This window comes from Pseudomonas sp. Fl5BN2, assembly GCF_009908205.1.
In the GTDB taxonomy this organism is placed as follows: domain Bacteria; phylum Pseudomonadota; class Gammaproteobacteria; order Pseudomonadales; family Pseudomonadaceae; genus Aquipseudomonas.
On sequence record NZ_JAAARL010000011.1, the window covers coordinates 148966 to 162875 of the forward strand.

Below are 13910 nucleotides of genomic sequence, written 5' to 3' on the forward strand. Positions count from 1 at the left end.
GTAACAGTAATGCCATGGCGCAGCGAACAGCGGGATGCGCCCGCTGTTCGCCAGCCGGGCTCAGCGTTTATACGCCTGCAGGCCGGGCTTGATGCTCTTGTCGTCGAGGAACTGTTTCATGCCCTGCTCGCGGCCGCCTTCGGTGTCCAGCAGGCGCGACTGGTCGAGCTTGGCGTACAGGTAGTCTTCGTTCTGCTCCCAGGTCAGCTCGCGGCAACGCTTGAAACCATGCTTGGCGGCACGCAGCACCACCGGGTTTTTCTCCAGCAGGTTGCGCGCCAACTCGACGGTCACTTCACGCAGTTGCGCCAGCGGCACACTCTCGTTGACCAGGCCCATCTCGGCGGCTTTCTGCCCACCGAAAGTCTTGCCGGTCATGATGTAGTACAGCGACTGGCGATGCCCCACGGTGTCGGCCATGGCCTTGCTCACCAGGTTGCCCGGCGGGATGCCCCAGTTGATTTCCGAGAGACCGAAGGTCGCTTCGTCGGCGCAGATCGCCAGGTCGCACGCCACCAGCGGGCTGAAGCCGCCACCGAAGCACCAGCCGTTGACCATGGCGATGGTCGGCTTGGCGTACATGCGCAGCAGTTTCCATTGCCATTGCGAGGCTTCGCGGCGGATTTTTTCCTGGAGGATCTCCGGGCCGGCGTCCACTTCGCGAAAGTACTCCTTGAGGTCCATGCCGGCGGTCCAGGCTTCACCGGCACCGGTCAGCACCAGCACGCCGGCGGCCGGGTCCTGCTCCAGGGTTTCCAGCACGTCGATCATTTCCCGGTTCAGGGTCGGGCTCATGGCGTTGCGTTTTTCCGGGCGATTGAGAATGACCCAGGCGATGCCCTCTTCGATTTCGACCTTGACCGTTGTCCAGCGACCTTCGTAATTGCTCATGGCGATGCTCTCTTGTTCTTGGCTTGACGATGGGTAAAAACTAAACCGGCAAACTAGTTATGTCAATTAACTATTAATAGAATTAACCATTTTATTTATCATCAAGGACCTCGCCAAAGCCACAGGGTGTGAGACTTCCCGTAGCTATCCCCGCCCAACCTCGGCAAACTAGATAGCCTTATTAACCGCCAGCCCAAGGAATTTCCCTGCAATGGCCAAGCCTTCAAAGAGCGCCGCTGCCCTTGAGTCCGCCGTCGACAGCGGCGAAATCCAGGCGCCGCTGGACTCCGCCCTCGACGAGTTGATCGGCTACGCCATGCGTCGGGCCCAGTTGAAACTGTTCCAGAACCTGATCAGCCGGCTCTCGGCCCATGACCTGCGCCCGGCGCAATTCTCGGCGCTGGCGATCATCGAACAGAACCCCGGGCTGATGCAGGCCGACCTGGCCAGGGCCCTGGCTATCGAGCCGCCGCAAGTGGTGCCCCTGCTGAATAAACTGGAAGAGCGGGCGCTGGCGGTCCGTGTGCGCTGCAAACCGGACAAGCGCTCCTATGGGATATTCCTCAGCAAGACCGGTGAGGCCCTGCTCAAGGAACTCAAGCAAATCGCCGCGCAAAGTGACCTCGACGCCACCTCAGCCCTCGACACCGAGGAGCGCGAACAGCTGCTGCGGCTGCTGAAGAAGGTCTACCAGGCCTGACGCAAGACGCCGGCCGCTCCCAGGGAACGGCCGGCGCCGGTTTCAACGCACTCGCAGGATCACCAGATCGGCACGCTGTAGACCACCAGGAAACGGGTCTGGTTTTCATCGCGAAACGCCGCGCCAGTGGGGAAGTCATTGCGGTAGATCGACTTGCGCGCAATCAGCCCGACATCCTTCAGTGGGCCACTCTGGATCACATAGCCCAACTCCATCTGGAACTCGCGCTCCTTGCGGTCCTGGGCATTGAAGGCCGCCAGTTCGATATGGTCGCCGCGCACATAGCGCAGGCGACTCTTGAGCCCGGGCACCCCGGATGCCGCAAAGTCATAGTCGTAGATGGCCTGCCAGGTGCGCTCCTTGGCGTTGAGAAAGTCCGAACTCATGGTCAGCTCGCTCATGCCCATCAACTCGGTGCCGGAGATGTAGGGCGTGGCCGTGTCGCCGCTGGCGTGCATGTAGCCCAGGCTGACCCGGTGCCCGCCGAACTTGTAGCCAAACAGCGCCGAGAGGTTGCGGTTGTCGACCTTGCCGGCCTTGGCACTGCCGTCTTCACGGCTGAAAAAGCTGCGCAGATCGCTGCTCAGCACACCATCGCCCAAGGGCAGGTTGTGCAGCAGGGCCAGGGTGTCCTGCTGGTAGAGGTCAGCCACTTGCGCGTGATAGGCCCGCAGGCTGAGGTCCTTGTTGACCTGGTAATCGCCCCCCAGGTACGCCAGGTGCGAAGTGCTGGCAGTGGCATTGAAACGCCGGTTGGGCGAGGCAATGGTCATGGCCTGGTAGTCGCTGGAGTCGCGCTTGTTGATGCGGTCGATATAGCCGGTGTTGAGGGTCAGGCCGTCGATGTCCTTGGAGCTCAGGGTGGTGCCGCGAAACGTCTGCGGCAGCAGGCGCGACGGACTGGCAAAGGCGAACGGCAGGAAGATCGAAACATCGCCGGTCTTCACCGTGGTCTGGGCCAACCGCAGTTTGGCGGTGGGTGCCAGCCGCGAGTATTGATCCGCGGCGCGCTTGTCGCTGGCCGACACCGGCAGCAGCTCGGTGCCGCTGCGGTCCGGCGAGGAGTCGAGCTTGACCCCCAGCAGCCCGCGCACATCCAGGCCAAAGCCGACGGTGCCCGCGGTGAAGCCCGACTCCACGTTCATGATGAAACCCTGGGCCCATTCCCGTGCGGCCGTCTTCGCCCCGTCGTCCTGGTAGTCGCGATTCATGTAGTAGTTGCGCAGGGTCAGGGTGCCGTGGCTGTCGTCGATAAAACCCGCCGCCCAGAGTTGGCCGGGCAACACGCTCAAGCCCAGCAAGGCCAGGGCCAGGCCCGAATGAAGACTGGACGCACAGGAAGCTGACGCAGCCGCAACGGCGTTGGATGGGAGATCTGGCATGTTCGATGTCCATTTTTTGTTGTTGTTTTAGGTGTCGAGCGAGGGCCTTGCAGCCGACGTCGCGGACAGAGAATGGAAACAGCCAAAGCCTTCCGTCAACCGCAAATGACCGATAATCGAACATTAATAATATTATCTATTTTTTAGTTGCATTTGGATTGATAGGTTAACCATCTGATTAATATAGGTTTATATTAATTTTTTGGATGGAGTTAAGGCGCTATTCATTTTTTAGTTATCTTTGTTATCTTAATTGTCAGCCAGCGACTCCGGCGCATTCCGTGTCGACGCCTGACTTGCCACCACAACAAAAACAACAATGAGGTTTGCCCATGGACAGTCCATCGCGTCGCTCGACGCTGACCATTGCTTTGTGCTTTATCGTTGCGCTGATCGAGGGGTTCGATCTGCAAGCGGCCGGCACCGCCGCCGCCGGGTTGCGCCAGAGCTTTGCCCTGGACCCGAAGATGATGGGTTGGGTGTTCAGCGCCGGGATCATCGGCCTGCTGCCCGGGGCGTTCTTCGGCGGCTGGGTCGCCGACCGTATCGGGCGCAAGAAAATTCTGCTCGGCGCGGTGCTGCTGTTCGGCCTGTTCTCGCTGTGCACGGCGTATGTCGAGGGCTATTCGAGCCTGCTGCTGGTGCGCTTCATGACCGGCCTCGGCCTTGGCGCGGCGCTGCCCAACCTGATCGCCCTGTGCGCCGAAGCGGTGAGCGAGCGTCGCCGTGGCACGGCCATCAGCATCATGTATTGCGGCGTGCCCCTGGGCGGCGCGCTGGCGGCCGTGGTGGCGATGTTCTCCAGTGAACATTGGCAGACCACCTTCATCATCGGCGGCCTGGCGCCGTTGCTGGTGGTACCGCTGATGGCCTGGTTGCTGCCGGAATCCAGTGCCTTTCGCCAACACACCGCCAGTGCCAGCCACAGCCGAGCTTCCACGGCCCAGGCGCTGTTCGGCGAAGGTCGCGCACGCACCACCCTGGCCTTGTGGCTGAGTTACTTCTTCACCCTGACCGTGATGTACATGCTGCTCAACTGGCTGCCGTCGCTGCTGCTCGAACAAGGCTTCAGCAAACCCCAGGCGGGGCTGGTGCAGATGCTGTTCAACATCGGCGGCGCCCTCGGTTCGTTGCTCGGCGGCCTGCTGCTGGACCGCTGCAACGGGCTCAAGGTGGTGCTGTTTGTGTACGCCGGGTTGCTGGCGGCGCTGGCCGGGGTTGGGTTGTCGGTGGGCATTGTGCCTATGGCCGTGGCCGGGTTTGCTGCGGGGCTGTTCGTGATGGCCGCACAATTGGTGCTCTACGCCCTGGCACCGCCCTCCTACCCGACCGCGGTGCGTGCCACCGGCGTTGGCGCAGCTGTGGCCATCGGCCGCCTGGGCTCGGTTGCCGGCCCCCTGGCCGCCGGGCAGATCCTCGCCGCCGGCGCCGGCACCGCTGGCGTCCTGCTGGCCACCTCCCCTGGCCTGGTCATCGCCGCGCTGTCGATCCTCACCGTCATCGCCCGCGCCGACGCTGCTGCGCAACTCAAACCGGCGCATTGAGCCGGGGCGGCAACGCCGGCTCGCGCGACCTTGCCTGGGGCTGCGGCAACCCCCGGCCCCACCCGGGCGTTGCCGCGGTCAACGCCTCAGAGGCTCAGGCAGATTTTTCCCAGGTGTGCACCCGAGGCTTCATGGGCGAAGGCCTTGGCGATATCCGCCAGGGCGAAAGTGCTGTCGATGATCGGTTTGATACCGGTGGCTTCCAGGCCCCGGACCATCTCGATCTGCTGCTGGCGGCTGCCGACAATCAGACCCTGCAGACGCTGTTGCTTGGCCATCAGCGCTGCCGTCGGCACCGGTCCGGCCCAGCCGGTGAGCACGCCGATCAGGGCGATATGCCCGCCGATGCGGCAGGCATTGATGGACTGCGGCAAGGTGCCTGGGCCACCGACTTCCACCACATGATCGACGCCGCGGCCGCCGGTCAGCTTGAGCACTTCAGCGCCCCACTCCGGGTGGGTGCGGTAATTGATGGTGTGGTCGGCCCCCAGCTCGCGGACCTTGGCCAGTTTGGCGTCCGATGAGGACGTGGCAATCACCGTGGCGCCCATGGCCTTGGCCAGTTGCAGGGCGAACATCGACACCCCACCGGTGCCCAGCACCAGCACGGTTTCCCCGGCCTTGAGCGCGCCGTCCACCACCAGTGCGCGCCAGGCGGTCAGGCCGGCGGTGGTCAGGGTCGCCGCTTCGGCATGGCTGTAGCCCTTGGGCGCATGGGTGAACCAGTGGCTGGGCTGGATCACCACTTCACGGGCGTAACCGTCGACCCCATCACCTGGGGTGGTGCTGAAATCGGCAATCGCCGGGGCGCCATCGTGCCAATGGGGGAAGAAGCAGGACACCACGGCATCGCCGACCTTGAACTCGCTGACGCCCTCGCCCACCGCTTCCACCACCCCGGCACCGTCGGCCATGGGAATCCGCCCGTCGGCGGTCGGCAGCGCGCCGGTCACCACCGCGTAGTCGTGGAAGTTCAGGGAGCAGGCATGGATGCGCACACGGATCTGCCCGGCGCCGGGCTGGCCAGGGTCCGCCAGCGTCACCGCGTTGAGGTTGTCCAGGGATGCCGGAAGGCTGAGCTTGATGGCTTGCATGGGATGCTTCTCCAGGGTTCAAAAATCTTCTTCGGGCCGCCGCCCAGAGCGCCGACCCTACCAGGGGGCTCACCCTAACACCGATGCCGACTCTCTGTTGCCGCTGCCGCCGGGGCGCCAACCCGTGAGTTCAAGCAAGCCCCCGGCCAGCCGCCACGATCAAGCTGCGCCGGCCCGCACAAAACACTGTTCGGTCACCGCCACGCCCCACTGCTCGCCCGGTTGCTCCTGCACCCGCTCAAAGCCGTGTTGCTCATACAGCGTGCGCGCCGCATCCAGGCCCTTGAACGTCCACAAGCGGGTGGCCGCAAAACCCCACTGGTCACAGAAGTCCAGGGCCTCGACCAGCAGCCGCCGGCCCAACCCCTGACCGCGCGCCGAATCATCGAGGATGAAGCAACGCAGGATCGCCTCGCCGCCCGCGCCCTCCCCATCAATAGCGATGGAGCCGACAATCCGCTCGCCCCGCAGCGCCACCCAGACCTGGTTGCGCGGGTTGTGCAAACGCCCCATCAGCTCAGCCATGTCCGCGGCCACCAGGCTCTCGAAGGGCTGCCCGAAACCGGCCCGGGCGGCGTAGTAGCTGGCGTGCATCTCGGCAATACGGCCAATCACTCCGGGCCGGTAGCCACAGGCGATGGACCAGCACTCGGGCGGCTTGGGCGGTTCGAGCACCTCGCCCAGGCGCACGGCACGCAGTGCCCGGGCGTAGTCGGCGATGCCCGTCGCGGCACCCCGCTGCTGTTGCCCGCTCAGCTGCGCCAGGGCCGCGGCCACCTGGGCCTGGGCGAAACGGTCGATGCCGCCCAGGGTCTGGGCCCCCTGGGCGGTGAGTTGCAGGCGCTTCGAGCGGGCATCCTGCGCATCGGCCTGTTCGCTGATCTCGCCGGCCTTCACCAGTTTGCGCACCAGACGGCTGACGCTGGATTTTTCCAGCCCCAGCAGCAGCACCAGATCGCTGGCGGTCAAGGCATTGCCCTGGCCGATCTCCAGCAGCGCATGCACCGCTGAGGGCGGGTAGTCGGTGGCGGCCAGGGTGTTCTGCAGGAAGCCCAGCTCACGGACCATCTGCCGCGAAGCCTGGCGCAACTGTGGAACAAGGCCAACGAATGGGTTCGACATCGGGGTGACCTCGCACAGTGGGTATTTAGTTGTAGCTTACAACCATTTAACCGACAAGCCCGATGCGCTCAGGCCCTGACCTGCGGGAAGTGCAAGCCCTGACCGGCAGCGATAAAAACCCAAGCACTCACTAATGAGAAGCATTACCATAAACGTTTTCTCGCCCACCTCGTCTCCGGAACCCTCATCGATGGTGCCCAACTCTTCGCTACAGCACGCCGTAGGCGAGCTCTACGCCCAGCATCACAACTGGGTGGTGCAACTGCTGCGGCGCAAGCTCGGCAACCAGGACCAGGCCATGGACCTGGCGCAGGACACTTTCCTGCGCATCCTGCGCAGCGAACAATTGCCGCAGCTGCGCGAACCCCGGGCCTACCTCAATACCGTGGCCAGCCGCCTGTGCGGGCAGTATTTCCGCCGTCAGGCCCTGGAGCGGGCGTACCTGGAATCCCTGGCGCAGTTGGAGCCACAGCACCAACCCTCGCCGGAAACCCGCCTGCTAGTGCTCGAAGCCCTGGACGCCGTGGGCCAGGTACTGGACGGCCTCGGCGCACGGGTGCACGAGGTGTTTTTGCTGTCCCAGCTCGAAGGCCTGACTTACCCGCAGATTGCCGAGCGCCTGCAGCTCTCGGTCAACGTGGTGCAGAAAGCCATGCTCAAGGCCTACCGTCATTGCTACGCGGCGGTGTACCCGGGATGAACGCCTTTCAGCCGGTGGACGATCAGGGCGCCGTGGACCAGCGGGTGCTGGACCAGGCCCTGGAGTGGCTGGTGCTGCTGCAATCGGGCATCAGCAACCCCGAGCAGCAGGCCGCCTGCCTGGCCTGGCGGCGAGCCGACCCGCAGCATGAACTGGCCTGGCAGCGCCTGGCCGGCATCGGCCAGAACCTGCGCGACAGCACCCGCAGCCTGCCCGCGGACCGTGCCCGGCAGCTGCTGCAGGCCCGCAGCCACCCCGGGCGGCGCACCCTGCTCAAGGGCATCGTCGGCCTCGGCGTAGTGGCCGCCAGCAGTTGGAGCGTGCGCGAGCGATGGCTGTTGCCGCAGCTGTTCAGCGACTACCACACCGCCACCGGCGAGCGCCGGCAACTGCAACTGGCCACCGGCGCCAGCCTGCAACTGGACACCCGCACCAGCCTCGACCAGCAGGCCAGCCCCCAGGGCCTGCAACTGCGGCTCAACAGTGGCCGCCTGCTGTTGACCCTGGGCAACGCCGCGCCGCTGCGGATCGTCACCGCCGATGCGCGAATACTTCTGGCGCCGCAGTCGCAACTGATCATCAGCGTCGGCTTGCCGGGCAACCACGGCACCCGGGTGCAGGTGCTGGCCGGCAGCGGCTCACTCAGTAGCGCCGAGCGCCCTGCGTTGAGCCCGGGCCAGCAAGTGGACATCCGCCAGCAGCGGATCGGCGCCCTGGCAGCAGTGCCCGCCTCGGCCAGCGCCTGGACCCAGGGCCTGCTGATCGCCGAACGCCAGCCCCTGGGCGAGGTGATCGCCGAGCTCGACCGCTATCGCCCGGGCCTGCTGCGCTGCGCCAGCGAGGTCGCCGGGTGGCGAGTCTCTGGCTCGTTCTCCCTGGACCAGCCGGATGCCAGCCTCGACTTGCTGGCCCGAACCCTGCCGATTCGTGTCCGCCGAGTCATGGGTTACTGGGCCTCGGTGGAAGCCGCCTGAGTTTTTCTGGTTTTTTTCCAGGCCGGCGGCAGTTTTTTCAATCTCGTGCATCAAGACCAGGGAAGAAGCTGAAAAACAGCTCAGCGCCAACCCTTCCCAACCCACGGACTTTCTCTATGCACACTCGCCTCACGCCCCTTGCCGCGGCCCTGCGCTCGCTACTCATCGGCCTGTCGATCGCCAGCGCCAGCCTGCCGCTGCTGGCCGCCGAAGCCCGCGCCGCCGTGACCGACAGCCAGCAACGCGACTACGCCATCGCCCCGGGCAACCTGGATCAGGTGCTGGGGGCCTTCGGCCAGCAATCCGCGACCATGATCGCCGTCGATGCCAGCCTCAGCGCTGGCAAGCGCAGCAACGGCCTGAACGGCCGCTTTGCCATTGGCGAAGGCCTGCACCAGCTGCTGGCGCCCCTGGGCCTGCAAGCGCTGGCCGAGGGCGCGGGGTATCGGGTGGTCCAGGCCAGCGGCAGCGAACGGGTCGAGCTAGGGGCGACCACGGTCAGCGCCAACCAGTTGGGCACCATCACCGAAGGCAGCGGCTCCTATACGCCGGGCACCATCGCCACCGCCACCCGCCTGGTGCTGACACCCCGGGAAACCCCGCAGTCGATCTCGGTGGTGACCCGCCAGGTGATGGACGACTTCGGCCTGAACGCCATCGACGACGTGATGCGCCACACCCCGGGCATCACCGTCTCGACCTATGACTCCGAGCGCACCAACTACTACTCCCGCGGTTTCTCCATCGTCAACTTCCAATACGATGGCATTCCGACTCTGCGCGACACCCAGTACTCGGCAGGCCAGACCCTGACCGACATGGCCATTTATGACCGCGTCGAAGTCCTCAAGGGCGCCACCGGCCTGCTCACTGGCGCCGGTGGCGCTGGCGGCACCATCAACCTGATTCGCAAGAAGCCGACCGCCGATTTCCAGGGCCACATCGAACTGGGTGCCGGGACCTGGGACAACTACCGCACACAGATCGACGTCAGCGGACCCTTGACCGAAACCGGCAACGTACGCGGCCGGGCAGTGGCGGCCTATCAGGACAAGAAGTCCTTCCTCGATCACTACTCGCGCAAGACCGGCGTGTACTACGGCATCCTCGAAGTCGACCTGGACGAAGACACCCTGCTGACCCTGGGTGCCGACTACCAGGACAGCGACCCGAAAGGCTCCAGCTGGACCGGCTCGCGCACGGTCTACGATGCCGTTGGCAATCGCCTGGACCTGCCGCGCTCGTTCAACAACGGCCCGAAATGGAGCTCATGGGCCCAATACAGCCGCACCGCCTTCGCCACCCTCGAACACAGCTTTGCCAACGGCTGGGTGACCAAGGGCCAGTACAACCATCAGATCAACGGCTACGACTCGCCCCTGGGCTACATTTCCCAGGACAGCGCCACCGAAAGTTCGATCTGGGCGCAGAAGTACACCGGCGAAACCACCGCCGACAGCCTGGATGTCTACGCCTCGGGGCCCTTCGAATGGCTCGGCCGCGAGCACCAACTGGTGGTCGGCCAGTCGCTGTCCATTGCCAAGTGGAAGGGCAAGGATTACGGCAGACCCACCTTTTTCGATAACACCTACGACTTCTACCAATGGCACGGTGAAGCCATCGAACCCCGGTGGAACCAACCCACCAAGATCAATGACCTGACCACACGCCAGACCGGCTCATACGTCACCGGGCGCTTCAGCCTGATGGATGAACTGCACCTGTTGCTCGGCGCCCGGCTCGCCAACTACCAGGTCACCGGTACCCGTGACAGCCAGACAAGCGGCAAGGTGATCCCCTATGCCGGCCTGGTGTACGACCTCAACGACAACTTCTCCACCTATGCCAGCTATACCGAGATCTTCCAGCCCCATACCGAATACGAGGACCGGACCGGCAAGATGCTGGAGCCCAACGAAGGCAAGAACTATGAGCTGGGTCTCAAGGGCGAGTTCTTCGACGGCCGCCTGAATACCAGCCTCGCCTATTTCGAAGTGCATGAAAAAAACCGGCCGCTGGCAGACACGCTGTTCAACTCGATTCCGGGCAACGACCGCGCCTATGTAGGCACCGAAACCAAGACCAAAGGCTATGAGGCAGAGATCTCCGGCGAACTCAGCCCCGGTTGGCAGTTGCAGGCCGGCTACACCCACAAGATCGCCCGCGATGCCGAGAACCAGAAGGTCTCGACCTGGGAGCCGCAAGACCAGGTCAGCTTCTACACCCGCTACAAGCTCAAGGGCGACCTGGACAAACTCACCCTCGGCGGCGGCGCACGCTGGCAGAGCGCTGGCTGGCAGACGCTCTACAACAGCGGCAAGCGGCGTTCCGAAGAGTTCACCCAGGACCCGTACTGGCTGGTGGACCTGATGGCCCGCTACCAGCTCAGCGAACACCTGTCGGCGACCCTCAACGTCAACAACCTGTTCGACAAGGTGTACTACACCAATATCGGCTTCTACACCTCGGCCTACTATGGCGACCCGCGCAACGTCATGGTCACCACCCGCTGGGACTTCTAAAACCCCGACCTCGTCGTGGCCCGCCCCGGCAGCGGCTGGCCACGGTGCTTGCCGCCCTCCCCCGTAGCATTTGCTAACCCTTGCCGCCGACCGTTGCGCCGAAATTCCTGTGGCGGTCGCGGCACATCTGGTAAAACCCGCTCTCGACTGTTGTGTGGTGAAGCCTTCCATGTCCCCAACCCTGTTCCAGCGCCTGCGCCGTCGCTGGTTCCCCTTGCTGTGCATGGCCGCGCTGATCGTCGGTCTGCCGGCTAGCTGCGCGGTGCTCCAGCACCAGGAACGCAAGCTGGTGTTTCGCATCGAGCCCGGCACCGCCGGCTGGTATCGCGGCCTGCCGAGCACGGTGCAGGAGTTGGAACTCAAGCCGAAAAGCTTCAAGGCCGGGCAGAACATCCACGCCTGGTGGTGGCCGGCGCAACGCGCCGATGCCCCGGCGATCCTCTACCTGCACGGGGTGCGCTGGAACCTCACCGGCCAGCTGTTTCGCATCGAGCAACTGCATGCCCTGGGCTATTCGGTGCTGGCCATCGACTACCGCGGTTTTGGCCAGAGCCACGGCGACCTGCCCTCCGAAACCAGCGTCTACGAGGATGCGCGAATTGCCTGGGAGCGGTTCAAGGTGCTGCAACCCGACGCCGGCAAGCGACTGATCTACGGCCACTCGCTGGGCGGCGCGGTGGCCATCGACCTGGCCGCCGAACTGGGTCGCCAGGCCGTCAGCGACCATACGCCGGTCGCCGCCCGCGGGCTGATTGTCGAGTCCACCTTCACCACCCTGGCGGACGCTGCGGCAGCAGTGACCAAGACCTCACTGCCGGTGCGCTGGGTGATGTCGCAGAAATTCGACTCCATCGACAAGATCCGCGAGATCGGCATGCCATTGCTGGTGGTGCATGGCTTGAAGGACGACTACGTACCGCCACGCCTGAGCAAGGCACTGTTCGCCGCGGCCGAAGAGCCGAAGAAACTGCTGCTGGTGCCTGGTGGCACCCACAACAACAGCATGAGCCTGGCAGGCAAGGGCTATGGCCAGGCGATCAATGCCCTGCTGCGGGCCAAGCCCGGCCACAACCTCGCCGGCCCGACACCCAACGCCATCCCCACCAGCTGAAGCGGGCTTGTGTAGGAGCTGGCTTGCCAGCGAAGAGGCCCGCAAGATCGCCGCATTCCCTCGCCATGAACCGTGCCCACTGGCCGCTGCGCGGTTCGCCGGCAAGCCGGCTCCTACAGGGAGAGGCCGCGTTTCTCGTAGGTGCTGTCCGGTTGCGGGCGCAGGGCTTCGCCGATGGTGCGCAACTTCAGGCAGGTCTCCTGGTACTCGCTCTCGGGGTCCGACTCGCCGACGATGCCGCAGCCGGCGAACAGGTGTGCCTGGTTGCCACGGATCAGTGCCGAGCGCAGGGCCACGGCAAACTCGCCATCGCCCTCGGCGTTCAGCCAGCCCACCGGGGCCGCGTACCAGCCGCGATCCAGGTGTTCGTGTTCGCGGATATAGCCCATGGCCCTGCCTCGCGGCAGGCCGCCCACCGCCGGGGTCGGGTGCAGGGCGTCCACCACTTGCAGCAGGTCGACCTGGGGCCGCAGGCGCCCCAGCACCGGGGTCAGCAGGTGCTGGACGTGGGCCAGACGATGCAGTTGCGGCTGCGCTGGAATCTCCAGCATCGCGCAATACGGCTGCAACGCCTCGCGCAGGGTCTGCACCACCAGCGCGTGTTCATGGCGGTCCTTGGCACTGTCCAGCAGTGCCTGGCCCAGCTCCGCGTCCTGTTGTTCATACAGGCCACGGGCGCAGGTGCCGGCCAGAGCCACGGTGCTCAGGGTGCCCCGGGCCACCCGCACCAGGCGCTCGGGTGTGGCGCCGAGGAAACAGCTGTCACCGCGACTGAAGGCGAACAGGAACGCCTGGGGATAGGCCGCCCGCAGATGCTCCAGCAAGGGGCCACAGGGAATGCAGCGCGGCGCCTGCAGGCAGACTTCCCGGGCCAGCACCACTTTGCTCAGCTCACCGGCATTGATCTGGCCAATGGCTGCCGCGACCATGGCCTGCCATTGCTCGGCGCTCAGGGGCTGTGTGGCATTGCCAATACCCGCCACGCTCTCCTGGCGCGGCGCGTGGGCGTAGCGTGTCTGCAGCAAGCTCCACTCGGCTTCAAGGCTGGCGGCGCAGTGGGCGACGTCGGCACCGGGTTCGACCCACACGCTGAACAGCCAATGCTGCTGCTCGCCTTCGCCCAACAGCAGGATGCGCGGCAACACCAGGGAGGTGGCGGCGAAGGATTGCCACTGGGCGCTGCGCGGCCCCTGGGGGTCGAAAGCGAAGCCACCACACAGGTAGGCCGGTCGCGGTCCCACCTGATGGGCCTGCTCCAGCAACTGGCGCCAGGCCTGGGTACTGGCGGCAAAACGTTCGCCGGCCGGCGGGCTGATTTCCTCGGTGCAGCCAAAGCCGGCCAGGCTCATGGCCCCCTGTTCACTGGACCAGAACAGGCTCTGGCCGAACACCTGGCGGTTGGCGCAGAACAGCCGCAGCGGGTCCAGGCGCTCGGCGGCCAGGCTGAATACCACCAGCACCGCGCGGCCATCACCGCGGGCTCGGGCCTCGCCTTCACGCAGGGCCCGGGTCAGCCCGGACAGACAGGACTCATTCATGCTGTGCTCCTTGCTCCAGGCCGTGCCGGGCGCGCCAGTGGCGCACTTGCTGGGCAATGTTCCAGTGGATGATCTGGGCGAACAACGGCACCACGAACAGCGGGTCCAAGCCTGCCTGTTCGGCCCATTGATGGCGCAGGGGAAGCATCGCGCTGACCCGCTCCGGGGCGGCGATACTTTGCTCTGTGGGTTTGAACTGCGCCGCCGCCTTGACATAGGCCAGGCGCTGGCCAAGGGCCTGGATGATCTGCTCGTCCAGGGTGTCGATACCGCAGCGGATGTCTTGCAGATCGCTGCACTGCTCAGGTGTTTTCATGTCGGTGTCTGCCAAA

General features: G+C 65.0%; 12 protein-coding genes. 6 read left to right on the top strand and 6 right to left on the bottom strand.

The window, feature by feature from the left end; genetic code table 11:
• Window positions 1-60: 60 nt before the first annotated feature.
• A complete protein-coding gene (locus GV819_RS17265) occupies window positions 61-891 on the bottom strand; it encodes a p-hydroxycinnamoyl CoA hydratase/lyase (RefSeq protein WP_046815496.1) in 831 nt (276 codons plus the stop codon).
• Between the two features lie 211 nt (window positions 892-1102).
• Here GV819_RS17265 and GV819_RS17270 point away from each other — a divergent pair, with 211 nt between their 5' ends.
• Complete coding sequence (locus GV819_RS17270) at window positions 1103-1591, top strand: MarR family winged helix-turn-helix transcriptional regulator (protein ID WP_161757256.1); 489 nt, start codon at window positions 1103-1105, stop codon at window positions 1589-1591.
• 59 nt (window positions 1592-1650) lie between these two features.
• Here the strand turns inward: GV819_RS17270 and GV819_RS17275 are convergent, their stop codons facing one another.
• Window positions 1651-2973, bottom strand: a complete 1323-nt coding sequence (locus tag GV819_RS17275; protein WP_161757257.1) for an OprD family porin — start codon at window positions 2971-2973, stop codon at window positions 1651-1653.
• 332 nt (window positions 2974-3305) lie between these two features.
• Between GV819_RS17275 and mhpT the strand changes: the two genes are divergently transcribed.
• Window positions 3306-4517, top strand: a complete 1212-nt coding sequence (mhpT, locus tag GV819_RS17280) for a 3-(3-hydroxy-phenyl)propionate transporter MhpT (protein WP_161757258.1) — start codon at window positions 3306-3308, stop codon at window positions 4515-4517.
• Between the two features lie 86 nt (window positions 4518-4603).
• On the opposite strand, the gene GV819_RS17285 is transcribed toward mhpT, so the two are convergent.
• Both GV819_RS17285 and GV819_RS17290 read right to left on the bottom strand, forming a co-directional pair.
• Entirely contained in the window at window positions 4604-5611 is a 1008-nt protein-coding gene (locus GV819_RS17285) for a zinc-dependent alcohol dehydrogenase family protein (protein ID WP_161757259.1), read from the bottom strand.
• A gap of 159 nt (window positions 5612-5770) precedes the next feature.
• Window positions 5771-6733: a bifunctional helix-turn-helix transcriptional regulator/GNAT family N-acetyltransferase gene (locus tag GV819_RS17290; RefSeq protein ID WP_161757260.1), complete on the bottom strand. Its 963-nt coding sequence runs from the start codon at window positions 6731-6733 to the stop codon at window positions 5771-5773.
• A gap of 190 nt (window positions 6734-6923) precedes the next feature.
• On the opposite strand from GV819_RS17290, the gene GV819_RS17295 reads away from it, so the two are divergent.
• From GV819_RS17295 to GV819_RS17310, 4 genes are all read left to right on the top strand, one after another.
• A complete protein-coding gene (locus GV819_RS17295; RefSeq protein WP_161757261.1) occupies window positions 6924-7433 on the top strand; it encodes a sigma-70 family RNA polymerase sigma factor in 510 nt (169 codons plus the stop codon).
• Window positions 7430-8407 carry a DUF4880 domain-containing protein gene (locus GV819_RS17300; RefSeq protein WP_161757262.1) on the top strand — a complete coding sequence of 326 codons (978 nt, stop codon included), beginning with the start codon at window positions 7430-7432 and terminating at the stop codon, window positions 8405-8407. Before GV819_RS17295 ends, GV819_RS17300 begins: the two co-directional genes overlap by 4 nt.
• Window positions 8408-8523: 116 nt before the next feature.
• Window positions 8524-10929, top strand: coding sequence for a TonB-dependent siderophore receptor (locus GV819_RS17305; protein ID WP_161757263.1), 2406 nt, complete (start codon window positions 8524-8526; stop codon window positions 10927-10929).
• 169 nt (window positions 10930-11098) lie between these two features.
• Window positions 11099-12040 carry an alpha/beta hydrolase gene (locus GV819_RS17310; RefSeq protein WP_161757264.1) on the top strand — a complete coding sequence of 314 codons (942 nt, stop codon included), beginning with the start codon at window positions 11099-11101 and terminating at the stop codon, window positions 12038-12040.
• A 113-nt stretch (window positions 12041-12153) separates the two neighbouring features.
• Here the strand turns inward: GV819_RS17310 and GV819_RS17315 are convergent, their stop codons facing one another.
• Both GV819_RS17315 and GV819_RS17320 read right to left on the bottom strand, forming a co-directional pair.
• Complete coding sequence (locus GV819_RS17315) at window positions 12154-13578, bottom strand: isochorismate synthase (RefSeq protein WP_161757265.1); 1425 nt, start codon at window positions 13576-13578, stop codon at window positions 12154-12156.
• Entirely contained in the window at window positions 13571-13894 is a 324-nt protein-coding gene (locus GV819_RS17320) for an isochorismate lyase (RefSeq protein WP_161757266.1), read from the bottom strand. The genes GV819_RS17315 and GV819_RS17320 overlap by 8 nt, the downstream gene beginning before the upstream one ends.
• Window positions 13895-13910: the final 16 nt, after the last annotated feature.

What these genes read in the sequence shown, in the direction of transcription:
- GV819_RS17265 (WP_046815496.1), bottom strand. Translation starts at nt 891, where the DNA reads ATGAGCAATTACGAAGGTCGCTGGACAACGGTCAAGGTCGAAATCGAA.
- GV819_RS17270 (WP_161757256.1), top strand. Translation starts at nt 1,103, where the DNA reads ATGGCCAAGCCTTCAAAGAGCGCCGCTGCCCTTGAGTCCGCCGTCGAC.
- GV819_RS17275 (WP_161757257.1), bottom strand. Translation starts at nt 2,973, where the DNA reads ATGCCAGATCTCCCATCCAACGCCGTTGCGGCTGCGTCAGCTTCCTGT.
- mhpT (WP_161757258.1), top strand. Translation starts at nt 3,306, where the DNA reads ATGGACAGTCCATCGCGTCGCTCGACGCTGACCATTGCTTTGTGCTTT.
- GV819_RS17285 (WP_161757259.1), bottom strand. Translation starts at nt 5,611, where the DNA reads ATGCAAGCCATCAAGCTCAGCCTTCCGGCATCCCTGGACAACCTCAAC.
- GV819_RS17290 (WP_161757260.1), bottom strand. Translation starts at nt 6,733, where the DNA reads ATGTCGAACCCATTCGTTGGCCTTGTTCCACAGTTGCGCCAGGCTTCG.
- GV819_RS17295 (WP_161757261.1), top strand. Translation starts at nt 6,924, where the DNA reads ATGGTGCCCAACTCTTCGCTACAGCACGCCGTAGGCGAGCTCTACGCC.
- GV819_RS17300 (WP_161757262.1), top strand. Translation starts at nt 7,430, where the DNA reads ATGAACGCCTTTCAGCCGGTGGACGATCAGGGCGCCGTGGACCAGCGG.
- GV819_RS17305 (WP_161757263.1), top strand. Translation starts at nt 8,524, where the DNA reads ATGCACACTCGCCTCACGCCCCTTGCCGCGGCCCTGCGCTCGCTACTC.
- GV819_RS17310 (WP_161757264.1), top strand. Translation starts at nt 11,099, where the DNA reads ATGTCCCCAACCCTGTTCCAGCGCCTGCGCCGTCGCTGGTTCCCCTTG.
- GV819_RS17315 (WP_161757265.1), bottom strand. Translation starts at nt 13,578, where the DNA reads ATGAATGAGTCCTGTCTGTCCGGGCTGACCCGGGCCCTGCGTGAAGGC.
- GV819_RS17320 (WP_161757266.1), bottom strand. Translation starts at nt 13,894, where the DNA reads ATGAAAACACCTGAGCAGTGCAGCGATCTGCAAGACATCCGCTGCGGT.